This window comes from Caulobacter sp. S45, assembly GCF_009765965.1.
Taxonomy (GTDB): domain Bacteria; phylum Pseudomonadota; class Alphaproteobacteria; order Caulobacterales; family Caulobacteraceae; genus CAHJWH01.
The window spans coordinates 278,789-302,184 of record NZ_LMUL01000010.1 but is presented as its reverse complement, the minus strand read 5'-3'; the positions used below and the strand labels follow the sequence as shown (position 1 = coordinate 302,184).

Annotated in this window: 20 protein-coding genes, 1 tRNA gene and 1 pseudogene; 13 read left to right on the top strand and 9 right to left on the bottom strand. The window is 69.0% G+C overall.

Features of this window, described 5'->3' with window-relative positions; translation table 11 throughout:
• Positions 1 to 2 precede the first annotated feature (2 nt).
• From GSQ87_RS05910 to GSQ87_RS05900, 3 genes are read right to left on the bottom strand one after another with little or no spacing between them, the layout of a single operon-like run.
• Complete coding sequence (locus tag GSQ87_RS05910) at positions 3 to 1,364, bottom strand: oligosaccharide flippase family protein (protein ID WP_158914222.1); 1,362 nt, start codon at positions 1,362 to 1,364, stop codon at positions 3 to 5.
• 36 nt (positions 1,365 to 1,400) lie between these two features.
• Positions 1,401 to 3,953 (bottom strand): amino acid adenylation domain-containing protein, encoded by a 2,553-nt coding sequence (locus GSQ87_RS05905; RefSeq protein ID WP_158914220.1) that lies wholly within the window; start codon positions 3,951 to 3,953, stop codon positions 1,401 to 1,403.
• A 10-nt stretch (positions 3,954 to 3,963) separates the two neighbouring features.
• On the bottom strand, positions 3,964 to 5,469 hold the full coding sequence (locus tag GSQ87_RS05900) for an exopolysaccharide biosynthesis polyprenyl glycosylphosphotransferase (RefSeq protein WP_158914218.1): 1,506 nt from the start codon (positions 5,467 to 5,469) through the stop codon (positions 3,964 to 3,966).
• A gap of 193 nt (positions 5,470 to 5,662) precedes the next feature.
• Between GSQ87_RS05900 and GSQ87_RS05895 the strand changes: the two genes are divergently transcribed.
• Positions 5,663 to 6,775 carry a dehydrogenase gene (locus GSQ87_RS05895; RefSeq protein WP_158914216.1) on the top strand — a complete coding sequence of 371 codons (1,113 nt, stop codon included), beginning with the start codon at positions 5,663 to 5,665 and terminating at the stop codon, positions 6,773 to 6,775.
• A gap of 159 nt (positions 6,776 to 6,934) precedes the next feature.
• Here GSQ87_RS05895 and GSQ87_RS05890 read toward each other — a convergent pair whose 3' ends face one another.
• Positions 6,935 to 7,930 carry a glycosyl hydrolase family 18 protein gene (locus tag GSQ87_RS05890; protein WP_216839042.1) on the bottom strand — a complete coding sequence of 332 codons (996 nt, stop codon included), beginning with the start codon at positions 7,928 to 7,930 and terminating at the stop codon, positions 6,935 to 6,937.
• Here GSQ87_RS05890 and GSQ87_RS05885 point away from each other — a divergent pair.
• A complete protein-coding gene (locus tag GSQ87_RS05885) occupies positions 7,929 to 8,633 on the top strand; it encodes a 4'-phosphopantetheinyl transferase superfamily protein (protein WP_158914214.1) in 705 nt (234 codons plus the stop codon). The genes GSQ87_RS05890 and GSQ87_RS05885 overlap by 2 nt on opposite strands.
• 13 nt (positions 8,634 to 8,646) lie before the next feature.
• On the opposite strand, the pseudogene GSQ87_RS05880 reads toward GSQ87_RS05885, so the two are convergent.
• Positions 8,647 to 9,413: pseudogene (locus GSQ87_RS05880) on the bottom strand (IS5 family transposase).
• 68 nt (positions 9,414 to 9,481) lie between these two features.
• Here GSQ87_RS05880 and GSQ87_RS05875 point away from each other — a divergent pair.
• Both GSQ87_RS05875 and GSQ87_RS05870 read left to right on the top strand, forming a co-directional pair.
• A complete protein-coding gene (locus GSQ87_RS05875; protein ID WP_158914211.1) occupies positions 9,482 to 9,673 on the top strand; it encodes a hypothetical protein in 192 nt (63 codons plus the stop codon).
• A gap of 79 nt (positions 9,674 to 9,752) precedes the next feature.
• On the top strand, positions 9,753 to 10,097 hold the full coding sequence (locus GSQ87_RS05870) for a hypothetical protein (RefSeq protein ID WP_158914209.1): 345 nt from the start codon (positions 9,753 to 9,755) through the stop codon (positions 10,095 to 10,097).
• A gap of 16 nt (positions 10,098 to 10,113) precedes the next feature.
• Here the strand turns inward: GSQ87_RS05870 and GSQ87_RS05865 are convergent, their stop codons facing one another.
• The 4 genes from GSQ87_RS05865 to GSQ87_RS05850 are packed head-to-tail and all read right to left on the bottom strand — an operon-like array spanning position 10,114 to position 15,128.
• Complete coding sequence (locus GSQ87_RS05865; RefSeq protein ID WP_158914207.1) at positions 10,114 to 11,436, bottom strand: hypothetical protein; 1,323 nt, start codon at positions 11,434 to 11,436, stop codon at positions 10,114 to 10,116.
• 1 nt (position 11,437) lies between these two features.
• Positions 11,438 to 12,283 carry a WecB/TagA/CpsF family glycosyltransferase gene (locus tag GSQ87_RS05860; protein ID WP_216839040.1) on the bottom strand — a complete coding sequence of 282 codons (846 nt, stop codon included), beginning with the start codon at positions 12,281 to 12,283 and terminating at the stop codon, positions 11,438 to 11,440.
• On the bottom strand, positions 12,280 to 13,026 hold the full coding sequence (locus GSQ87_RS05855) for a polysaccharide biosynthesis/export family protein (protein WP_158914205.1): 747 nt from the start codon (positions 13,024 to 13,026) through the stop codon (positions 12,280 to 12,282). Before GSQ87_RS05855 ends, GSQ87_RS05860 begins: the two co-directional genes overlap by 4 nt.
• Positions 13,017 to 15,128 carry a hypothetical protein gene (locus tag GSQ87_RS05850; RefSeq protein ID WP_158914203.1) on the bottom strand — a complete coding sequence of 704 codons (2,112 nt, stop codon included), beginning with the start codon at positions 15,126 to 15,128 and terminating at the stop codon, positions 13,017 to 13,019. Before GSQ87_RS05850 ends, GSQ87_RS05855 begins: the two co-directional genes overlap by 10 nt.
• Before the next feature lie 471 nt (positions 15,129 to 15,599).
• Between GSQ87_RS05850 and GSQ87_RS05845 the strand changes: the two genes are divergently transcribed.
• From GSQ87_RS05845 to mdcB, 9 genes are all read left to right on the top strand, one after another.
• Positions 15,600 to 15,974, top strand: a complete 375-nt coding sequence (locus GSQ87_RS05845) for a TadE/TadG family type IV pilus assembly protein (RefSeq protein ID WP_254062751.1) — start codon at positions 15,600 to 15,602, stop codon at positions 15,972 to 15,974.
• Positions 15,974 to 17,794 carry a TadG family pilus assembly protein gene (locus tag GSQ87_RS05840; protein ID WP_158914199.1) on the top strand — a complete coding sequence of 607 codons (1,821 nt, stop codon included), beginning with the start codon at positions 15,974 to 15,976 and terminating at the stop codon, positions 17,792 to 17,794. The genes GSQ87_RS05845 and GSQ87_RS05840 overlap by 1 nt, the downstream gene beginning before the upstream one ends.
• A gap of 95 nt (positions 17,795 to 17,889) precedes the next feature.
• A tRNA-Asn gene (locus GSQ87_RS05835) sits at positions 17,890 to 17,964 on the top strand.
• A 350-nt stretch (positions 17,965 to 18,314) separates the two neighbouring features.
• Positions 18,315 to 19,961: a malonate decarboxylase subunit alpha gene (gene mdcA / locus GSQ87_RS05830; RefSeq protein WP_158914197.1), complete on the top strand. Its 1,647-nt coding sequence runs from the start codon at positions 18,315 to 18,317 to the stop codon at positions 19,959 to 19,961.
• 10 nt (positions 19,962 to 19,971) lie between these two features.
• Positions 19,972 to 20,289, top strand: a complete 318-nt coding sequence (gene mdcC / locus GSQ87_RS05825; RefSeq protein WP_158914195.1) for a malonate decarboxylase acyl carrier protein — start codon at positions 19,972 to 19,974, stop codon at positions 20,287 to 20,289.
• Positions 20,286 to 21,206, top strand: a complete 921-nt coding sequence (locus tag GSQ87_RS05820; RefSeq protein ID WP_158914193.1) for a biotin-independent malonate decarboxylase subunit beta — start codon at positions 20,286 to 20,288, stop codon at positions 21,204 to 21,206. Before mdcC ends, GSQ87_RS05820 begins: the two co-directional genes overlap by 4 nt.
• Positions 21,193 to 21,915, top strand: a complete 723-nt coding sequence (locus GSQ87_RS05815; protein ID WP_158914191.1) for a biotin-independent malonate decarboxylase subunit gamma — start codon at positions 21,193 to 21,195, stop codon at positions 21,913 to 21,915. Before GSQ87_RS05820 ends, GSQ87_RS05815 begins: the two co-directional genes overlap by 14 nt.
• Entirely contained in the window at positions 21,908 to 22,552 is a 645-nt protein-coding gene (gene mdcG / locus GSQ87_RS05810; protein ID WP_158914189.1) for a malonate decarboxylase holo-[acyl-carrier-protein] synthase, read from the top strand. Before GSQ87_RS05815 ends, mdcG begins: the two co-directional genes overlap by 8 nt.
• Positions 22,549 to 23,388, top strand: coding sequence for a triphosphoribosyl-dephospho-CoA synthase MdcB (gene mdcB, locus GSQ87_RS05805; protein WP_158914188.1), 840 nt, complete (start codon positions 22,549 to 22,551; stop codon positions 23,386 to 23,388). Before mdcG ends, mdcB begins: the two co-directional genes overlap by 4 nt.
• Positions 23,389 to 23,396: the final 8 nt, after the last annotated feature.

Sequence of the window (23,396 nt, the reverse complement as noted above, 5' to 3'; positions counted from 1 at the left end):
CGTCACAGCCCGGCCAGCAGCGGCACGGGGTTGAGCTTCAACCGGCGCGCCACGCCGAACCCGACCAGCAGGCCGTTCAGCGACATGGTCGCCGCCATCGCCCAGGCCGCGCCGATGGCGCCGAACAGCGGAATCAGCACCGCGCTGAACAGGCCGCAAGCGCCCAGCATCACGAAGTTCAGCCGCCGCAGCAGCTTGCCCTCCCCGGCCATGGCCAGCAGTTCCGAACAGCAGGCGAAGGCCACGAACACCAGGTTGCCCAGGACCAGCACCCGCAGCACGGTCCCGCCGCTGCGGTAGGCGTGTCCGAACAGTCCCATGGCCTCGGACGGGAAGATCACCAGCAGCAGGGCCGGCGGCAGACAGACCGCCAGCGACAGCAGCGCCATCTGGCTGACCACGCGGCCGAGCCGCTTGCGGTCGCCCTCGTCGACCAGCAGGGCGAAGCGGGGCGAGGCGGCGTTGCCGATGGCGCTGACCACGGTGACGAAGACATTGGCGATGCGGTTGGCCACCGAGAACACCGCCACGCTTTCGGCCGCCACCAGCGAGCCCAGCACCAGGGTCGGCACCGAGACCAGGATCACCCCGATCACATCGACCACGCCCAGGGGAATCGCGGTCTCGATCAGACCCTCCGGCGGCTTCAGCCCGCGCCAGCCCGGCCAGCGGCCCGGCGTCAGGCGGCGCATGAACACCCAGCCGATCACCGCCGCCAAGGTCAGCGACAGGCTGGTGAAGATGGCGGCCGAGACCGCGCTGCGATCGGAGACCAGCAACAGCATGGCGGTCAGGGCCGGCCAGAAGCTGCTCCTGAGGAAGTCGCCGACGATGGCGGCGCCGAGCGCTGTCAGCACCCCGCCGATCCCGGTCAGCATCGCGTAGCAGACCACGCTGACCGACAGCCAGCGCAGCGGCAGGGTCAGTTCGGGTTTGTGGAAGACGAACACCGAGATCGGCTCGGCCAGGGCGGCGGTGGCGATGCCGATCAGGCCGGCGACCATCAGCATGAAGAACAGGCCCGAGGCCGCCACCCCGAACACCTGCTGACGGGTGGCGTCGCGGTTGGCGCGCGCGACGAACATCACCAGGGCGCGCCCGACACCAGCCATGGCGATGGTCTGCAGGACCCCCGAGATGCTGAGCCCGAGCAGGAAGACACCGGCCGCCTCGCGCGTCAGGCAGCGCGCCACCGCGATCTGGAAGCCGAATTTGGCCACCACCTCCAACCCGCGAGCGAACACCGACATCAGCGGCTGGAACATGTTCCAAGACACCAGCGCGCGCGCGCGCCGGAAACGCGTTCCGGCGAGGGCCGCCTGGACTTCCCGCCGACTTTCAGGGCTGGCGGGTTCTAGCGACAAGCTCATTCCATTCCCGGCGTCGCCGAAAGATCGCGATCAGGCCGCGCGCCCGGCGTCGAGTCGCGCGCACAACCTATCCGCCAACTCCGCTACACCAGGTTCATTTACGATACTGTAATGGCCGCCGGCCAGCACGTCGTAGTCCAGCTTAGCGGTCAGCCGGCTCCAGCCCAGCCCCGGTTCGGCGAACATGCCCACCGTCTGCTTTGACACGAACAGGGCCGCGTCGCCGTCATAGGCTTGCGCCCGATAGGCGCGCACCGCCAGCCGGTGGCGCCAGCGCAAGGCCGCGTCTGCCGGATCATCCTTCTTTTCGCAATTGCTCAGGGCATGCACGCGCGTGATCAGCGCATTGCCGAGCCGGCAAACCCGGTCGCTCTGGATTTCCCACTGGTAGAGCCAGGTCCGTTTGCCCACCGGCGGATAGGCGTCGATCATCCCGAGCAGGCTGACCTCTTGGCCCAGCGCCTTCAGCCGCCGCGCCGTCTCCATCGCCAACACCCCGGCGCTGGAGAAGCCGAGCAGACGATAGGGACCTTGCGGCTGGCGGGACTGGATGGCGGCGACGCAGTGCTCGGCCATCCCCTCCATCGTGTTGTCCGCCTCGCCGCCGTCGTGCAGGCCGCGCGGCAGCACGCCGAGGAAGCATTCCTGCCCGCCCAGCCGTCGCGCCAGGGCGTCGTAGAAGAACACCGTCCCCTCGACCACGGTATGCAGGCAGAAGATCGGATTGGCCGCGCCAGTGTCGATCCGGCCGCCCAGGGGCTGCAGGTGCGGCATGGCGCTCTCGGCGTCGCCGCGCAGGATGCCGGCCATACCCGCCACCGTGGCGGCGCGATGGTACAGGGCGTTGACGTGGATCTTGCGGCCCAGCCGCCGCTCGATGGCGTTGACCACCTTCACCGCCCGGAACGACGTGCCGCCAAGCTGGAAGAAGTCGTCGTGGACGCCCACCGGGCGCACGAACAGGACCTCCTCGAAGATGCGCACCAGGGCGGTTTCGAGATCGTCGCGGGGCGGGGTGTTCTCGCCGTCGCCCACCGCTTCGGGCACGTTGGCGGCCAGCGTATTGCGGTCCACCTTGCCGTTGGGCGTCAGGGGCAGGCTCGCGACCAGCACGATCTGGTTCGGGACCATGTGGGCCGGCAAGGTCTCGCCCAGGAAGGCCTTGAGCGCCTTCTGCGTCGGCGTTTCCCGCCTTGGGACGATGAAGGCCACCAGCCGGCTGCCGCCGTCCGGCTCGGTCTGGGCGATCACCACGGCCTGGGCGACGTCGGCGTGCTCGGCCAGTCGGGCCTCGATCTCGCCGGGCTCGATGCGGAAGCCGCGCACCTTCACCTGGTGGTCGACGCGACCCAGGAAATCCACCTGGCCGTCGGGACGCAGCCGCGCCCGGTCGCCGGTGCGATACATCCGCTCGTCCGGCGAGCCGATCTCGGGCACGAAACGCTCGGCGTTCAGGTCGGGCCGGCCGAGATAGCCGCGCGCCACCCCGTCGCCGGCGATGAACAGCTCGCCCGCCTCGCCAGGCGCGACCGGGACCCCGGCCTCGTCCAGGATGTACAGGCGGGTATTGTCGAGCGGACGGCCGATGGGGATGCGCTCGCTGTCGACCGACCGGACCTCGGCGAAGGTGGACCAGATGGTGGTCTCGGTCGGGCCGTAGACGTTCCAGAACCGGCCGCCTCCGCATTCGAGCAGCCGCCGCGCCAGGGCGGGATCGACCGCCTCGCCGCCGCAGAGCAGCTTCATACCTGCGCCGCGCCAGCCCGCGCCGATCAGCAGTCGCCAGGTCGCGGGGGTCGCCTGCAGCACCGTGGCGGCGCTGCTTTGGATCAGGGCCGCCAGTCGCGCTCCGTCCACCACGTCCTCGCGTCCCGCCAGGATCACCGCCGCGCCGACCGTCAGCGGGAGGAAGATCTCCAGCACCGAGATGTCGAACGAGATGGTGGTGACCGCGAGCAGGCGGTCGCGGGCGGTGAAGTCGAGCGTACGCCGGAACGCGTTCAGCAGGTTGACCACGCTGCGGTGGCGCAGCTCGACGCCCTTGGGCCGGCCGGTGGAGCCGGAAGTATAGATGACATAGGCGAGATCTTCGGGACCGGAGCGGATGGAAAAGCTTTCCGGCCCATCGACGATGTCTTCGAGCGCCAGGCTGCGCGCGGCGGCGGGGGCCAGCCCGGCGACGGAGTGTTCGGTCAGCACCAGGTCGCAGCCGGCGTCCTCCACCATCAGCGCCAGCCGCTGGGCGGGATAGGCGGGATCGAGCGGGATGTAGGCCGCGCCGGTCTTCAGCACCGCCAGCAGGGCCGCCACCGTGTCGACCGAGCGCTCCAGGCACACCCCGACGAAGCCGCCGGGGCCGGCGCCGAGCTCGGCCAGGCGGTTGGCGATCCGGGCCGAACGGCGCTCCAGCTCGGCATAGGTGAGGCGGGTCCGCCCATCCTGCACCGCCAGCGCGTCGGGGGTCCGCTCCGCCTGGGCCGCGATCAGCGTCGCCAGGCTCAGATCGCGTGGATATTTGCACGCCGTCCGGTTCAGCTCCTCCATGGAGCCGACGGTGGTCGCGTCTTTGAAAGCTAGGCTCATACGCATGGTCCTAGAACACGCTCGGACCGGCCATGTGCCGGAACAGGGTGCGCAGCATGATGGTGAGGTCGAAGCGTAGCGACCAAACCTTGATGTAGTGTAGGTCCAGCTCCACGCCCCGGCGGGCCTTGGCCACCGAGTCGATCCCACCGCGCATGCCGTTGATCTGGGCCCAGCCGGTGATGCCGGGCTTGATGCGATGGCGGGCGGCGTAGGCGCGCACGGTCTCGGTGTAGGAGAGGTCCTCGATGAACATGTTGGGCACGTGGGGACGCGGCCCCACCACCGACATCTCGCCCTTCAGCACGTTGAACAGCTGAGGCAGTTCGTCCAGCGAGGTGCGGCGCAGGAAGGCGCCCAGCTTGGTGATGCGGGGATTGTCCTTGGCGGTGCCCAGGCTGCCGTCGTCGTCGGGGTCCACAGTCATGGTGCGGAACTTGTAGATGCCGAAGCGCCGGCCGCTGAAGCCCACGCGTTCCTGGCGGAACAGCACCGGGCCGCGGCCCTCCAGCCGGATCGCCAGCGCCACCGACAAGATCACCGGGGCCAGCACGATCAGGGCGATGGCGGCCACCACATAGTCCTCGATCACCTTGACCAGCCCCTCGGTGCCCTTGAACGGATGATGCGACAGGGTCAGCGCCGGGACGCCCGCAACCTCGGTCGCCAGGGTCGCGCTCGACAGGAAGGTGGAGCGCTCGATCGGCGCGGCCACGTCGGCGGAGATCCACTGCACCTTGTCGGCCAGGGCGAAGATGCGTTCGGCCTGCTCCCACGGCAGGGCGATGACGATCAGGTCGAGGCGTTGCTCCAGCGCCAGCCGGCACAGGTCGTCCACGTCGCCCGACCCCAGCGCGGCGGTCGAGGCGTCCTCGCTATACAGTCCTTCGAAGCAGTAGGCGCCGTAGCCCTCGGCGTCGAGCAGACGCGCCCGCATCTCCTCGCCCAGCGGCCCGGCGCCGATCACCGCCACGTGCCGCCGCAGCAGGCCCGCGCGGATCGCATGGCGCAGCACCGCGAACAGCACGGTGCGCTCGACGATCAGGGCGCTCAACAACAACAGGGTCCAGCTCACCATCCAGCGCTTGGCGCCCAGCATGCCCGGCGCGAACGCCCACAGCACCACCGCCACCACGCCGACCGCCACAATCCAGCCGCCCAGCACATCGACCACCGACCATTCGGCGCGGCGATAGCGCTCAACCCGGTAGGCGCCGGCCATGCGCAGCGCGAACAACAGGGCGACCGCCGCCAGCAACCCGATCATCAACCCCTGCACCACCGTCAGCGGGTCGGCCGAGACGATCCAGGCCCGGCGCAACAGCACCGGGGCCAGGACGCAGGCCAGGATGTCGCAAAACTGTACGGCCCGATTGACCAGGCCATAACTGGGGCGAACGAAGCTGGCGCCCGAGTGGGCGTTCAGCGCCGCGCGTCCCGAGAAGGGAATAGCCGCCTCGAATCCGGCGCGCCGGGACGGGCGCGTCCTCATCTCGATGTCAGTTGAAACCGTCATGTGCCGATCCGGTTTGTTCATCGGGTACACGCATGTGTCGCGATAAGACTATGTACGTCTTCCCAGCAAGACCCGCGCCACCCGAATTAAACTACATGCTTATGATTAATTTTCCCGAGTTTGGAGTTTTGCAACGAATACGCCCGCACGAGGTGTAAGGTCGAAATCCTGGATACTTCGTTAGGGTTGTACCATGCCCCAGGTTGAGCGCCCCGAAAACGAGACCGCCCCCACATCGCCGCTGAGACTGCGTCGGGCCAGCGATCGCACGCCCAATGTGCGGGCCCGCGCACCCTTGCGGCTCGGCATGGCAGGGGGCGGGACGGACCTTTCGCCCTATTGCGACCGCTTCGGCGGCGCGGTGCTGAACGCAACCATAGATCGGTTCGCCTTCGCCCACGTCAATCCCAATCCAGAGGGCAAGCTGGTCTTTCGCGCCAGCGATATCAACCTGGAGGAGAGCTACGCGCCCACCGCCGAGCTGCCGCTCGACGGCGGCCTGGTGCTGCACAAGGCGGTCTACCGGCACATGGTGCGCACCTACAACCTGTCGCCCGCCCCGGCCCTGACCGTCTCCACCACCACCGACGCGCCGGCCGGTTCGGGGCTGGGATCGTCCTCAGCCCTGGTCGTGGCGCTGGTGGAGGCGTTCCGCGCCGCGCTCGACCTGCCGCTGTCACCCTACGACGTGGCCAAGTTGGCCTTCACCATCGAGCGGGTGGATCTGGGCCTGGCCGGCGGTCGCCAGGACCAATACGCGGCGGCCTTCGGCGGGGTGAACTTCATGGAGTTCCTTCCCGAGGACCGGGTGATCGTCAATCCGCTGCGCATCGGTCGCGCCCAGCTGGCCGAGCTGGAATCCTCGCTGGTGGTCTGCTTCAGCGGCAAGTCGCGGCGCTCCGAGACCATTATCAAGGAACAGGTCAGCGGCCTGAACGCCACCAACTCCAGCAAGACGGTGGACAACATGCACCTGCTGAAAGCAGAGGCCACCGCCATGAAGCTGGCGGTGCTGGACGGCGACGTGCGCGAGGTCGCCCGCATCCTCAACCGCTCGTGGGAAGCCAAGAAGAACACCGCCAGCGGCGTCAGCACGCCGCTGATCGACACCCTGTTCGACGCCGCCCTGATCGAGGGCGCGTGGGGCGGCAAGGTTTCGGGCGCGGGCGGCGGCGGTTTCCTGATGTTCTGCACCGACCCGGAGAACCGCTACCGCCTGGTCTCGGCCCTCAACGAGGCGGGCGGCCACGCCAGCTCGGTCAAGTTCACCTTCGGCGGCGCAGAAGCCTGGACCGTGCCGGGCTAGCTCTCCTTCTCCCCTTGCGGGAGAAGGAAGGGGCCCGCGCGTCGACAGACGCGTGGGAAGGTTGAGGGGTCGACGAACGCTTATCGTCTTCCCCTAGCGTGACCCCTCACCCTCCCAGCTTCGCTGGGCCCCTCCCTCTCCCGCAAGGGGAGAGGGGGATCAACGACACCCCGTCCGTCCCAACCCGGCACAGGCCGCGCGCAGCAGCATCGCCCCGTCGGGATACGCCGCCGAGGCCGCTACCCCATAGGGCTGCTCCAGCATCGGATAGACCATCACCCCGCCGCGCGGGTCCCGCGCCAGCGTCCGCGCCAGCCCCTCCGCTCCCGGCGCGCTGTAGAACGGCCCGTCGCCGCCCTTCAGCCGCACCTCGGTCCCGACCAGCAGCGGCCCCTTCCACCACAGCCGGTAGGCGTTGAACGCGGCCACCGGATCGAACCGCTCGCCCGCGTCGTATGCCTGGATGCTGATCAGGTCGACCAGACGCGCCGCCGGATCGCGCAGCAGCCCCAGCATCGACCCGATGTACGGCCCGCCGGTGGGCTGGGCGTCGCGATAGCTCCCCTCCCCGTAAGCGCCGACGCTGACCGCCGCCACCGCCAGCACGTAGGGGCGCGGCAGCACGGCGCGCAGGCGATGTAGATAGGCGATGTAGGTCGGCCCGACCCGGCAACCGATCCGCCCATCCCCGCCGCGCGTGCAGCCAGGATCGTCGGTCTCGTAGTCCACGTCCACCCCGTCGGCGCCCAGATCGCGCACCAGCCGCCCGACCGCCTGGGCGTCCAGCCCCTCCCAGGCGCGATAAGCCCCGCCGCCGACGCTGACCAACACCCGCGTGGCGGGATGGCGGCGCTTCAGCAGGGCGATGGCGTCGCGCAGGGTGCGGCCGTCGATGCGGTAGTCGAGCCCGGTCCCCGACAGGTCCAGATCGCCCCGGTAGCTCAGGTCCGGCTTGACGAACGCCAGGGCCAGCACGTCCACATAGGCCGGCGTATTGGCGAGCGTGGTGTCGGCGGCCGTCGCCCCCGCCCGCTCGCGCCAGCTGTCGTGGTAGGCCATGATGATGTGGGCCGGCAGCGGCGCGCCCGGGGGTGCGGCGGCTCCCATCGCCAAGCCGGCGGCGATCAGGCACAGGGAACCGATGAGCGAGCGCATGGGGCCAGCTAACCACCCACCGGCGACGCCCGCCACCCTGACCCTGCCCGAGCCCGGCGATATCCACCTGTGGCGCGCCGACCTGGACGCCATCGAGCCCGACCTCGCCTGCCTCAATGACGAGGAACGCGCCCGCGCCGCCCGCTTCCGCACCGCCGAGCTGACCCACCGCTTCGCCGCCGGCCGCACCCGCCTGCGCCAGGTGCTGGCGCGTTACCTGGGCTGCACGCCAGCCAAGGTGAAGTTCAGCTACAACCCGTTCGGCCGGCCGGAGCTGGCGCACGCCCCGCCCGGCTCGAACCTGGACTTCAACCTGTCCCACACCGAGAACCACTTCCTGCTGGCGGTGGCGCGCGGCCGGGTCGGCGTCGACATCGAGCTCAGCACCCGCGAGACCGACCTGACCGGCCTCGCCCGCCAGGTGATGTCGCCCGACGAACTGCGCACCTTCGAGGCCCTGCCCGACCCCGAGCGCACCGCCGCCTTCTTCGCCCTGTGGACCGCCAAGGAGGCGATCATCAAGGTGCTGGGAACCGGCTTCTCCCGCGACGCCCGCACCCTGCAAATCGGCTGGACCGAACCGCTGTCCCTGACCGACGCGGGGCGGACCTATCGGGTGCGGCGGGTGGATTATGCGCCGGGCGTCCCTGCGGCGGTGGCGCTGGAGGGGGTGGTCGAGAATATTCGGGAAACGCAATCCTGATACGAGCCCCGACCTAGGTCGTAGACTCATAAGCACGGAGCCACAGGCGCATAGAGGCGAGCTGGACCATGGCGAGGAAGTTGGCGGCGAGCTTGTCGTAGCGGGTGGCGACGCGGCGGAAGTGCTTCAGCTTGGAGAAGAACCGCTCGATGAGGTTGCGCTCGCGGTAAAGCCGCTTGCTGAAGCAGGGTTTCCAGCGCCGGTTGCTCTTGGGCGGGATGTTGGGCGTGGCGCCTTGGTCCTGGATCAGCTCGCGGACGCGGTCGGCATCATAGGCCTTGTCGGCCAGCACGATGGTGCGCGGGCCGAGGTGGTCGAGCAGCGTGTCGGCGATCCGCCCATCGTGCGCCTGACCCGGTGTTAGGCCAAGCCGGATCGGGAGGCCCTGCGCGTCAACGACGACGTGGATTTTGGTCGTGAGCCCGCCGCGTGATCGACCGAGACAGTGATCTGCACCCCCTTTTTTGCTGTCGCGGCCTGCTGGTGGGCGCGAACGGAGGTGCTGTCGATCATCTGGATGTCGCCCTCGTGGGCGGCGGTGATAGCGTCCATCAGCCGGTCCCAAACGCCTGCCTTTCGCCATCGTACGAAGCGGTTGTAGCAGGTGGTGCGCGGACCGTAGCGCTCGGGCAGATCGCGCCATGGCGCACCGGATCGCAGCACCCAGAAGATGCCGTTCAGCACGCGACGGTCGTCAACGCGCGGCACGCCTCTGGGCTTGTTGGGCAAGAGCGGCTCGATCACGCTCCACTCGAAATCGGTCAGGTCGTATCGGCTCATGACGACGCTGAATCATGATCGCGTGCGCCTGCGAAGAGGGTACATAGCACGGGGGGAGCGAGGGCAGCATGACCGACTACAGCGACTACGAACCCATACTCGCCGTTATCGAAGCTGCCATCGATAAAGCCCGCAAAAACCCAAAGCCGGATCAGCCTACCCCAAGTGACGATTACATCGCCTGGGTCGTCCTCCAGGAACTCCGACGAGCAGGCTGGACCATCAGCCAAAACACCAATCTCGCTGACCCGGCAGCCTGACCTCGTTTATGAGTTCACGGCCTAAAACAATCGGCCCGCCATCATCACATTCGCTGAAACGCCTGGACCTTCTTTAATCATGCCCGTCCCGACACCCTCCGAAGATGAATTCGCATTCTTTTTCGAATGCGAACCTGATGTCAAAGACGCCGATGTGCCATGGCCTTATAATACTCTGTCATACACGTTTCAGGTAGGGCATGATTTCATCAGCTTCACCATTAGCCCCGGTTACAGCTCCTTAAGCATTAGCTTGAACCAGAATGGGCGGGAAATGTCGCGCGCCGATCTCAATAGCTTCTCGTCGGTGGAAATCGAGCAGGAGCGAGGGCGAGAGATGTTAGTGGTTCGCTTCGGCGTGAATGCCGAGTCCTCATTGTGGCTCACCTTGAAGCCGGAAATCCGCCTAGCCATCGAAGCGTAGACAATCTTACAGGTCGTCAACTGTCGCCCGACTCCCCCTCCCCGTTCCGCAAGAAGCAGAACGCCATCGCCATGCAGGTCATCGCCTCGCCGGGGGCGAAGGTGACGGGCAGGATGGGCGAGACCAGGACGATGTAGACCACGTAGTCGAACACCGCGCGTGGGACGGCGGCGGGCGCCCGCGCGGCGCGCCAGGTGATCTTCAGCGCCGCCCAGTGCAGCAACAGCAGCAGCCCCACCCCGATCAGACCGTACTCGAAGGTCACGCCCAGCCAGCCCAGGTCGGCCAGGAAGAACACCCGCGTGCCGACGATGTCGCCCAGCGACACGTCGCCGACCCGCGTGGCGCTGCCCGAGCCGAAGATCCAGCGGTGGGGCTGGGCGTTGAGGAACTCGATGGCCTTGGTGATCTCGGCCTGGCGGGTGGTCAGCGAACCGCCCAGGCTCTTCTGCACGCTGGAGGAGTGGGCGTAGGCCCACACCGCCGGGACCCCCAGCATGACGGCCACCGCCAGGGCGGCGAGCGCCGGGGCGCGCCAGCGCCTCAGGCTGAACAGCGCGCCCAGGATCACCACGAAGACCATGCCGCCGATCGCCGTGCGCTGCTTGTAGATCATCACCAGCAACACAAAGCAGATGAGCATGGCCACTGGCTTCCACACCTTGGGCTTGATCCAGAACGAGCGGTTCAGCGCGAACACCAGGATCGAGCCGAAGAACATCGGCATGTAGATGCGGTAGCCGCGCTGCTCGTCGTACAGGAACAGCTTGGTCGAGTTGGCGCCGTCGTCGTAGACCCGGTGCGGCACCACCAGCCACAGCGCCACCAGGGCTGTGAAGGTGATCACGCCCCAGCCCAGGGTCACGCGGCTGAGGGTCTTGCTGTCGACCTTGAGCAGGACGAAGACGGCGGCGGCCGACAGGGCGATGGCCAGCGACCAGATCTTGGCCGTGGTGGCCAGGGCGGCGGCGATGGTGTCGCCCAGTTCGAACACCCCGATCAAGGGCGTGACCCCCATCATCCAGGCGATGGTGACCAGCAGGATCACCCGGTACGGCAGGGCCAGCCGCATGCAGGCCCAGAAGGCCAGCGGCAGGGTCAGGATCGGCCACGCCTTGGTCAGCGCATAGACCGGGGCCACGTCGACCACGTACTGGAAGCTCTGGGCGAACAGGGGCAGCACGCCGACCAGGGCCCAGAAGCGCCAGTCGCTAACCAGCCCACGCAGCCAGGCGGTCGCCGGGCTGGCGGTCCCTTCCGGCGTCAGCGAGGTCTTGAGCACGCCGCCGCGGTAGGGCTTCAGCACCGTCCCCCTGGGCGCGGGCGACTGGACGCTCATGTCAGTTCGCGCCGGGCGGGGCGGCGTCGGGATCGCCATGGCTGCGCGCCCCGGCCGGGCCGAAGCGGGCGCGCGCGGCGATCCACAGCACCGGGCCGGACTGGAAGAACACCCGGCCGAAGTGGCGGCGCGGGTTCTGGATCAGGCGGTACAGCCACTCCAGGCTGGCGTTGCGGTAGACCTCGGGCGCGCGCTTGATCAGGCCGGTGAGGAAGCTCAGCGAGCCGCCGATGCAGAAGGCCACGCCCGTCGCCCCGCCCAGCTCCACCGTGCGCCGGCCCACGAAGTCGGACTGCGGCGCGCCCACGGCGATGAACACGAAACGCGCCGGGTGCTCGCGGATGAAGGCGGCGCAGCGGTCGACCTCCACCGGGTCGCGACCGAAGCCCATGGGCGGATCGTACCAGACGATATGCTTCAGCCCGAACTGGGCGCGCAGCCGCCGCTCCACCTCCGCGCCGCCGCCGATGATGGTGATCGGGTCGTCCGGCGTGATGACGCGTGCGAACAAGGCGGCGGTCAGGTCGCTGCCGGCCGCCACGGGGAAGTCGCGCTTCCACAGCTTCAACGACAGCAGGCGCAGGATGCGGCTGTCGTTGAGCACCAGCCACGCCTTCTCCATCGCCTGGACATAGCGGGGATCGCCCTTGTCGGCGCCGACGATCCACTGGGCGTTGGGGGTGACGACATAGGCGAAGGGCGCGTCGGCCGGGCGCGCGGCGATCATGTCCACCGCCGTGTCGAGCGAGGCCGGGGTGAAGCGCAAGCCCAGGAACCAGCGACGCTCGATCCCCGCGGCCGGATCGACCCAGACCGGGGCGGCCGAAGCGGGGCCTGACGGGCTCAAAAGACGACCCCGTTCCCCGCCGAATAGCTGAAGTCCAGCCCCTTGTTGAACGGGATCAGCTTGTTCAGGTTCTCGTCCACCCACAGGTCGAGCTCGCCGATCCGGCTACGCGGCACGAACACCACGTCCTCCGGCGCTAGCGCTACCCGATCCTGCGCCGCGCCTTCGGAAACGAAGCGCTGCAGGTTGACCGTGCGCAGCATGACCGGCCCGCCCCCAGGAGGTGGGCGCAGGATCACCACCTGATCCATCCGCGCCTCGGGCAGGAAGCCGCCGGCCAGCAGGATCGCCTCCAGCGGGGTGGCGCGCGGCGGCAAGGGGAACACGCCGGGCTTCTGCACCGCGCCGCCGACCAGCACGCGGGCGGACTTGGCGTCGGTCACCGCCACGCTGACGATGGGTTGGCGCAGATAGCCGGACGCCGCCTGGGCGATGGCGAGCTGGAGCTGGGCGGGGGTCAGGTTCTGGGCCGGAACCCGGCCCGCCACCTTCAGCGAGATATAGCCGTCCGGCCCGACCACCGTCTCCTCGCCCAGCTCGGGCGTCAGCAGGAAGTCCACCTTGACCTTGTCGCCGGCGCCCAGGCGATAGGGCGGCGGCGCGTCGGTCCAGGGCGAGAAGGCCAGCGCCCGGTTCTCGCGCGGGCGGATCGCCTGCGTGGTGCTGCATCCCTGCAGCAGCGCGCCCGTGCCCAGGCTGAGGCCGAACCCCAGCAGCAAGGTCTGTCTGCGGGTCAGAGCCATCGGTACAGCTTCTCCGGGATGTAGTAGCCACGGAAGGTGAAGACGAAGCCCAGGATGTCGCCGCCGGCGGCCAGCACCGTCTCCTTGAGCTGGCGAGCGGCGGGCGCGCGGGTCTTCTCGGCGCGCACCACCAGCACATTGGCGTCGGCCAGCGCATAGAGTCGGCGCGCGGCGTACTGGCTGAAGTCCTTGCGCGCCACGATCAGGATGCGGTCGAAGTGGGGCTGGATCGCCTCGAGGCTCGCCTGCACCTCGGTCAGCGGCAGGCGCGGGTCGCCGAACGGCGAGGCGCCGGCGTCCAGCGCCAGCCACAGCTTGGGCGTGCTGGTGCGCGCCACCGTCAGCGTCGCGCTCGCCGCCGGCAGGGTGCGCACGGCCGGCGACTTGTCGATCATCTTGGCGTAGCGGGCCTCGGAATCGAAATCGACCAGCAGGGTGCGCTGGCTCTGCTCCGCCGCGATCGCACGGGCCAGCTCGAGTGCGAAGTCGGACTTGTCCTCCGCCTCGGTGGCGGCGATCTGGATCACCTTGAGCAGCCGGCCGTCCACCGCGGTGTCGACCAGCAGGGTGGCGAACCGGCCCACAGCCGCACGCCCCTCGGGACTGCGGAAATGGCTCTCGCGGGCGTCGAAGTGGGCGAGGTTGGGGATGCGCAGCGAGCGGCTGGCCTCGCCCGGGGTGATGAACACCTGGCGGCCCAGCATGGCCAGCCCGCTGACCACCACCGCCAGCACGATCCCCAGGAGCAGGCCGCCGATCAGGAAGGTCAGGCGCAGGCTGTGCGGCTTGGCCGGCGGGGCGGGCGGCTCGATCACACGGAAGCCGCTGTCGCGCAGCCCCTGGGCCTGGTCGCGCAGCGCCGCGCCGGCCTGGGTGACGGAGAGCTGGCGGTAGATGCCGTCGGTGACGTCGCGCTGACGCTGCAGGTCGTGGATCTGGCCGGAGACGTCGCGCAGCTGGCCGATGCGGCCCTGGGCCTGGCCGATCTGGCGGCCCAGCTCGGCGATCTGCTCGGCCAGGGATTGGCGCTCGATCTTCAGGTTGGACAGCCGGCTGTCCAGCTGGTCCAGCACCGGATTGCGCTGGGTGCGATCGGTCAGGTAGCGGTCGCGGCCGTTCTGGGTCATCTGGGCCTCGGCGGCGGCGATCTTGGCGTCGTCTTCCTTCAGGCCCGGCCACTTGTCGGTGTACTGGGCGGCCAGGTGGGCGCGGTCCTGGCGCAGGCGCAGCAGGGTGTTGCGGGCGTCGTCGTTGGCGATGGCGTTGGTGCTGTCCTGGCTCTGAAACACTCGGGCCGGGGTGGCGGCGACGCCCTGGCTGGTGGCCGACAGTTCCGCGTCCGCCGCGCTCAGCCGCTCCTTGGCTTGGCTCAGCCGCTGGTTCAGGTTGTCGAGACGGTTGTTGGCGAGCTGGGTGTCCTGGGCGATGTCGATCACCCCGTTCTTGGCCCCAAGCTGCTGGATCTGGCCATCGATGCCCCGGAGCTGGGCGGCGTAGCGGCGCAGCTCCTCGCCCTGGGGACCGTAGGCCGGGTCCAGGAACATGGCCGCGCGGCGATCCCCGAACGCCGCGATCAGCGCCTCCAGCGCCTGGGCCGACAGGTTGCGGTCGGATGCGGTAAAGCTGACGTGGACGACGTTGGAGGTCGGCTCGGCGCTGACCCGCAGCGCCTTCTTGAACCGCTCCGCCGTGTCGGCCATCGGGCGCGCGCCGTGATGGTGCAGGAACGGCAGGCCGCCCAGGTCGGCCAATTTCTCGGGCCCGATCCGTCGGATCGCGGCCTCGATCACCGGGTCGCTCTGCAATATCTGCACGTCGGACTGGACGATGCGGAGGATCTGGTCGTTGGCGGCGGGACCGGACGGGCCTTGCGGAACAAGCACGTCGGTGGGGTCGGGCAGCACCAGCAGCGAGCTGTCAGCGGTGAACTGGGGGGGGCTCAACAGGGCGCCGACGATCCCCAGCGCCAGCCCCGCGAGCACGCAGGCCAGGACGATGCGGATGTTGTAGAAGCCCTGGACGAAGACGTCCCTCAGCGAGAACAAGCCGCTGAGGGGTTCGGTCGCGCCGGATGCGGGGGTCTGCGCGCTGACCAATGCCATGGGTTGGTAGCCTCGCCCGCCCTTCGGAAGCTCCCTCGTGCAAGCACACTGCTAGCGACGTCACAGGGTCTTTTACATTCAACCCCGATTCGCGAACCGGCAGGAAGCTTGAGAATGGGCCTTGGCCTGCGGCGAAGGCGCCCGGTGCGCGACTCCGGCCCCCATCGGGCGGGAGCCGATTCACCATGCACACCCAAAACGCGTAAGTTTAATAAGATACACTTTAGCGAGTAACGCTTTCGCAATTGTCGCGGGCGCTAAATGCATGCAGTTGTAAATTACGGAACTCTTCGCGTCTAGGTTGCCTCCTTACGCACCGGCTTTCCGCCCGCCCACATCTGGCCCGCAGGACCGAGCATGCCGTTTCAGGCTGTCCTCCACAGGGGGTTCCCGGGGTTCCGCCATCCTCGGCGGAACCGTCGTAGCTCTTTCCCCCACGGCCTCGCGGCTTGGCGGGATCAGCGGGGCTCGATGGCGGTGGAGTTCGCCATCATCGGCCCGCTCCTGGTCCTGCTCCTGCTCGGGATCGTGGTCTACGGCGGCTACTTCATGCTGTCGCACTCGGTGCAGCAGATGGCCGACGACTCCGCCCGCGCGGCGGTCGCAGGCCTGACCGACACCGAACGCCAGCAGCTCGCCTCAACCGCGATGGCCAATGACGCCAAGGCCTACAACTATCTCGTGACCAACAACCTGAAGCTCAGCTACGCCGACCAGAACTCCACCCTGACGGTCCAGATCGCCTACGACGCGAGCACCAGCCCCTTCTGGGCGCTCAACGGCATCGTGCCGATGCCCCCCTCCAACATCGTCCGCAGCGCCTCCGTCCAGCTGGGAGGGTTCTGATGCCCTGTCCGCCGGCCGGCGCCTGCGCGTCGTGGCGTGGGGTGCTTGGGCGCTGGTCCTGCGACAACCGCGGCGTATCGGCGGTGGTGCTGGCGGTCAGCTTCGCCGCCCTGATGGCGGCGACGGCGTTGGCGGTGGACGTCGGCTCGGTGTTCCTGAGCGCGCGGCGGCTGCAGGGCCTGGCCGATCTCACCGCCATATCCGCCGCCCAGGACCTGAACGGCGCCGCCAACGCCCAGAGCCAGGCGCAGAGCGCGGCCCAGGCCACCGTCAACGCCAACGCCTGGGCGGTCAACGACAGCAACGGCCAACCGATCACGCCCAGCGTCTCGCTCGGGGTCTACACCCCCGACCCGACCCAGCCCGCCGCCAACCGCTTTACCGCCACGGCCACCGCCCCGAACGCGGCGCGGGTGACGCTGACCATGCCGGTCCATCTGTATTTCGGCGGCATGATCCTGGGCCGCAACACCTTCAACATATCGCGCACCGCCACCGCCGCCTCCACCCAGCTGGTCGCCTTCTCCATCGGAACGGGACTGGCGTCGGTGAACGGCGGCGTGGCCAACGCCCTGCTGTCGGCCCTGACCGGCAGCAGCGTGTCGCTGTCGGTGATGAACTACAACGCCCTGCTCGGGGCCAAGGTGGATCTGCTGACCTATCTGTCGGCCCTCTCCACCCGGCTGAACCTCACCGCCGGGACCTACAACAGCCTGCTGTCGGGCCAGATCTCCACGCCCACCGCGCTGTCGGCGCTCGGCGACGCGCTCAACGCCCAGGGCCAGACCGCCGCGGCCACAGCCGTCAACCAGCTGGCCAGCGCCAGCGTGTCCGCGCCGGGGGTGCAGCTCTCCGCCCTGTTCGACCTCGGCCCCTACGGCAACCAGGACCACGGCTTCTCCACCGGCGGGGCGGCGGTGTCGCTGAACGCCATGTCGGTGGTCAGCGCCCTGCTCACCGCCGCCCAAGGCGGTCGCCAGCTCCAGCTCGACCTGACCGCTGCGCTGCCGGGGGTGGCGTCGGCCACCGCCTTCCTGGCCATCGGCCAGCGCGCCGCCAATTCGCCCTGGATGACCATCACCCAGAGCCAGAGCGTCATCGTCCGCACCGCCCAGACCCGCCTGTACATCCAGGTCAGCGTGGGATCGACCGTCGTCAATGTACTGAACGGCCTGCTCAACCCCCTCGGCGCGCTGCTGGGGGGCAACTCGACCACCTCCGTCACGGGCAACGGCCTGGTCAACCTGGACGCCTATGTGGAGCTGGCCTCGGCGCAGGCCAAGCTATCCGCCCTGACCTGCTCGCGCGATCCGACCAAGCAGGCGGTGTCGCTCCAGGTGCTGCCCAGCCTGGGAACCGTAGCTGTAGCCCAGGTAGCCAACCCGTCCACGCTCAACGACTTCTCCACCCCGGTCACGCTCACCCCGGACCTGCTGTTGAACCTGCCGCCGCTCCTGACCGCCTCGATCTACGCCAACATCAGCGTCGGCGGCGGGAACGCCGCCTGGCAGACGGTCAATTTCAACGCCACCGACATCGCCAACGGGGCGATGAAGACCGTGACCACCAACGACATCGCCCAGGCCACGCTCGCCTCTCTGCTCAGCAACACCTCCATCTCGGTAAACCCGCTCGGCGGGGGGGGGATCACGATTTCGACCTCGGTTATCAGCCCGTTGCTCATGCCCGTGATCCAGCCCGTGGGCGCAGCCCTGGACGGCGTGATCAACCAGCTGACGGCCCTGGCCGGCGTCCAACTCGGCACGGCGACCGTCTGGGTCGACGGGGTGCGCTGCAACGGCTCGGCCCTGGTGGGCTGATCGCCGAGGCGGAACGACGCGAACCGACCGGCCCATGCGCATCCCCCTTGCGCCCTCCGACGACCGGGGCTATAGCCCCCGCCTTCCCACGCTGTTCCGCGGTAGCTCAGCGGTAGAGCAATCGGCTGTTAACCGATTGGTCGTAGGTTCAAATCCTACCCGCGGAGCCAGCGCTGGGAAGGTATCCCCTCGAAATCGTCGGGCTTTTGAATTCGCCCTCCGGGGCGTGCCGAAGCTCGCCCTGATTTCCTGAAGCGCCCGAAAGTGCGGCAAAGTGGTCGCCCTGCTCCTGGCGGCGGCCGCAGGCGAAGCGCACCCGTGCAGCTTGGAGCGACGCGGCGGCCTTTCCGATAGCGAAGCTTGCAACAGATCGCTCAGATCGAACGTTTCCACGGCAGCCCGTCGATCCAATTAAATTCCTGATATAATTGCGAATACGACGGGCTTTGCATCTTCTAACACCGCTCAACTCGCCTTGGATGGGTCGGGGTGGGAAGTTGAGGCGCAGTGGAGCGATGCGATGAAACAGTGGGATCTCCGTGGCAAGGCTCGTCAGGCGCGGATCGCCGATGGTATGGCGCACGCCGCCGGCAAGATCGTCGCTGCGGACAAGCTGGTGGCGTTCCTAGAGGCCGTGATCCTCTCCGGCGATCGTGTCTGTCTGGAGGGCGACAACCAAAAACAGGCCGACCTCCTCGCGCGCGCACTGGCGCAGGTCGATCCGGCCAAGATCCACGACCTGCACATGATCCAGTCCGGGGTCGTGTTGCCCGAGCATCTGGACCTGTTCGACAAGGGCGTCGCCCGGCGGCTGGACTTCTCCTATTCCGGCCCACAGTCGGCGCGGATCGCGCGCATGCTGTTCGGCGGTAAGATCGAGCTGGGGGCGATCCACACTTACCTGGAGCTTTTCGCCCGTTACTTCATCGATCTGACGCCCCAGGTCGCGCTCATCGCCGCGGTCAGCGCCGACCGGGACGGCAATCTCTATACCGGGCCCAACACCGAGGACACGCCGACCGTCGTGGAGGCCACCAGCTTCGGCAACGGCCTGGTGATCGCCCAGGTCGGCGAGATCGTTGATCGTGTGCCGCGCGTCGACATTCCCGGCGACCGGGTCCACTTCGTCGTCGACGCCGGCAAGCCGTTCTACGTCGAGCCGCTGTTCACCCGCGATCCCGCCGCGATCACCGAGACGCAGATCCTGACCGCCATGCTGGCGATCAAGGGGCTCTATCAGCCCTATGGCGTTCGCCGGCTGAACCACGGCATCGGCTTCAACACCGCCGCCATCGAGCTGCTGCTGCCGACCTATGCCGAGAGGCTCGGCCTCAAGGGCAAGATCTGCACCCACTGGGCGCTGAACCCCCACCCGACGCTGATCCCCGCGATCGAGGCCGGGTGGGTGGAGCAGATCCACTGCTTCGGTTCTGAAGTCGGCATGGACGACTACCTGCGCGCCCGTTCCGACATCTTCTTCACCGGATCGGACGGTTCGCTGCGCTCCAATCGCGCGTTCAGCCAGACCGCCGGCCTCTACGCCTGCGACCTGTTCATCGGCTCGACGCTGGAGATCGACCTCAAGGGCCACTCGTCCACCATCACGCCGGATCGGATCGCCGGTTTCGGCGGCGCGCCCAACATGGGCTCCGACGCCCGTGGGCGTCGCCATCCAAGCGCGCCCTGGCTGCAGGCCGGCCAGGAGGCCGATCCCGACACGCCCGCGCCTCTGCGCCGGGGCCGCAAGCTCGTGGTCCAGATCGGCGAGACCTTCGGCGAAGCCAATGCGCCGCTATTCGTCGAGAAGCTGTCGGCGCTGGAGCTGGCCGAGAAGCTGAGCCTGCCGCTGGCGCCCATCATGGTCTACGCCGACGACACCACCCACATCATCACTGAGGAAGGCATCGCCAACCTGCTGCTCTGCCGCGACAAGGACGAACACGAGCAGGCGATCCGAGGCGTGGCGGGCTTCACCGAGGTCGGCCGCCAGCGCGACAAAAAAATGGTCGAGCGGCTGCGCGAACGCAAGGTGATCCAACGGCCGGAAGACCTCGGCATCGATCCATTGGACGCCAATCGCAGCCTGCTCGCCGCCCGCTCGATCAAGGACCTCATGCTCGCTTCGGGCGGGCTTTACCGGCCGCCGAGCCGGTTCCGCAACTGGTAGGATCCGCACCATGGAAACCCTGCGTTTCGAATTCTCCGCGCTTACGCCCGCGAAGGGCGTTCGCAAGACAGCGCTGGTCGGCGTCGTCGCTTCGGGCAATCTCGAAGTGTTGCTGGAGCGGGAAGGCGCCCCCGATCGCTGCACGATCGAGATCAACACCTCCGCTCACGGCTTCAGGCCGCTGTGGGAGGCGGTGATGGCCGACTTCACGTCCCGCCGCACGGCCGGCGGCCTACGCATCTCCATCAACGACGGGGGCGCACGGCCGGACACGGTTTCCCTGCGCCTGGCCCAGGGCGTGCGCCTGATCGAGGAGCCGCAAGCATGAACGCTGCATCCGCCACCCCGCATGCGCGGTTGAGCTGGTTCGAGGCCGGCGCCCGCGAGCGCCTCGCGGCTCTGCTCGATCCCGGCAGTTTCGAGGAGTTCATCGGACCCGAGAAGCGCGAGATCAGCCCGCACTTGAAGATCTTCGACCTGCCCGCGCAATTCGACGACGGGATCGTGGTCGGCGGCGCCAGGATCGACGGCGCGCCGGTGCTGGTCGCGGCGCAGGAGGGGCGCTTCATGGGCGGCGCCTTCGGCGAGGTGCACGGCGCCAAGCTGACCGGCCTGCTCCGCGCCGCCAAGGCGCTGAAGCGCGACGTCGTCATCGCCTTCGACACCGGGGGCGTGCGACTGCAGGAAGCCAACGCCGGCGAGCTGGCGATTTCCGAGATCATCCGGGCGCTGGTCGAGGCGCGGACCGCAGGCGTGCGCGTCGTCGGGCTGATCGGCGGTCGCGCGGGCTGTTACGGCGGCGGCGGGCTGATCTCGGGCTGCTGCTCTACGCTGGTGGTGTCCGAACAGGGCCGGATCAGCGTCTCCGGACCGGAGGTGATCGAGACCAACAAGGGCGTCGAGGAGTTCGACTCCCGAGATCGCGCCCTGGTCTGGAGGACGATGGGCGGCAAGCACCGCTACCTGATCGGCGGCGCGGACATCTTCGTCGACGACAACGCCGCCGCCTTCCGCGACGCCGCCATCGTCGCGCTCGGCCGCCCCGCCGGTTTCGATAGGAAAAGGCTCGCGGCCGAACAGGCGCGGCTCGAACGCCGGCTCACGCGCTTTGGCGCGGACCGGGATGGCCGCGATGTATGGCGCGAACTCGGGCTGACCCAGGCCGACGCCGTGCCGGAACTGTCGACTGACGCCTTCCTCCACCAAGCCGCCGATCACCGGGAGACCGCCGATGACGCTCGATGACATCCTCGCATCGCTGTTCGGCGATGCGCATGACGTGGCGCTCGATGGCGACAGCCTTTCCGGACGGGGAACCTTGCCGCAGGGCGGCGTGGTCCATGTTCTCGGCTTCGCCCATCGGGCCGAGCTAGGCGTCGACCAGGCCATCGCCCTGGCCGGCCGGGTGCTCGACATCGCCAGGACCGACGACGGCTTGCCGATCCTGTTCCTGATCGACTCCAGCAGCCAGCGGATGAGCCGGCGGGACGAACTGATGGGCCTCAGCGAATATCTCGCCCATCTGGCCAAGGCGCTGTTGTTCGCGGAACAGGCCGGCCACCGCAGCGTCGGCCTGCTCTATGGCGGAAGCGCCGCCGGGGCCTTCATCGCCTCGGCCCTGGCCTGCGGGGTGCTGGTGGCGCTGCCCGGCGCGCATCCGGAGGTGATGGACCTGCCGTCGATGTCCCGCGTGACCAAGCTGCCGCTCGCGGTCTTGCAGGAGAAGGCGAAAACCACGCCGGTCTTCGCGCCGGGCATGGAGAACCTGGTGCTGGCCGGCGCCATCGCAGAGGTGTGGGACCCGGCCCGGCCGCTGTCCGGCCAGCTCGAGGCGCTGCTCGCCCAACCGACGGCGGGCGACCCGCGGGGCGCGCTCGGCAAGGCGCGCGGCGGACGAACCAAGGCGCTGGACATCGCCGAGAGGGTCGTCGCCCTGGCCACGGCCCATGGCTGAGGCTGCTGCCCCGCTTGAACGCCACCACATGGTCCGCGCCGCGCCTGCGGCGTGGACCGCGATGCTGGCGGGTCGCGGGGACTTGGCCGACGAACCGCTCCTGGCCGCCTGGGCGCAGCGCGGCTGGCCGCTGATCGCGCGCCGGCCGGTCTGCGAGGACGTCCCCGGCACGGTCCCGCTCGGCCTGCCGCTTCCGCCGGCGCGGGAAAAACGACGGCTGACGCTTCGTCTCGCCCCCGAGGACCTTGTCGACAGCGCGCCGCCGCCGACCCTCGCCGACGCCAGGGCCGCCGCGCCGGAAGCCTGGCGAAACACCATCGCGTCGCTGCTGGCCCTCGACCCCCAGGTGCGGTGCTTCGGCAGTCTGGCCTGGCAGCACCTGACCGGGCTCGCCTATCTCACGGCGGAGTCCGACCTCGACCTGCTCTGGCGGGTCGACTCGGCCGAGGCCGCCGACGCCTTGGCCGGTCGCATCGCCGAGATCGCCGAGCGCGCGCCCATGCGGATCGATGGCGAGTTCGTCACCCCCGCAGGCGTTGGCGTGCAATGGCGGGAATGGCGTTCCCCGGCGCGCGAGTTGGTGGCGAAAGACCGCTATGGCGTCCGCCTGGCGGATCGGGCGGAGCTCCTGCCATGACCATGCCCAAGGCCACGCCATGCCAAGCGCACGACGCGGCGGCGACAGGCCGCTGGGCGAGCGAATGCCTGAGGCTGGAGGTGGCCACCTATCCCAAGCCCGGGCTGGTCAGCCACGTGGACACCGGTGCGCACCAGGACATGGACGCGGCCCTGCTCGACGCCAGCGCCGCGACGCTGGAAGCCTATTTCGCGGACCTGGCCGAGGCCGGCGCCGCGGGGGACCCGATGGGACCGCTGCGGGTGATCGGCATGGCCGCCGAGCGCGCCATGCTGGCCACGACGGGCGGCGTGAACACCCACCGCGGCGCCATCTTCGGCATGGGCCTGCTTTGCGCCGCCGCGGGTTTCCGCGACGCCTACCGGACGCCCGGGACGCTGGGCTCCATCGTTGCGGCGCGCTGGGGCGTCGAGATCCTCGACGGCCCCGTCGCCCTGCACAGCCATGGCTCGGAGGTCGCCCGGCGGCACGGCGCAGGCGGCGCGCGGGCCCAGGCGGCGGCGGGCTTTCCCGCCCTCTATGAGGTGGCGCTGCCGGCGCTGAGCCTGGGTCGAACCCTTGCGCCCGGCGACGCGGAGGCCGCCCGCGTCCAGGCGTGCCTGAGCCTGATCGCCTCGGTCGAGGACACCAACCTGCTCTATCGCGGCGGCCCGCAGGGGCTGGCGTTCGCCCGCCTCCAGGCCCGCCGGTTCCTCGACGAGGGCGGCGTAGGCGCCGCGGACTGGCGGGCGCGGGCGGCGAGCATCCATGAGGCGTTCGTGGCGCGGCGGCTCAGCCCCGGCGGCTGCGCCGATCTCCTCGCCATGGCCCTGTTCGCGGACGGGCTCGGCGCATGAGGCCGCAG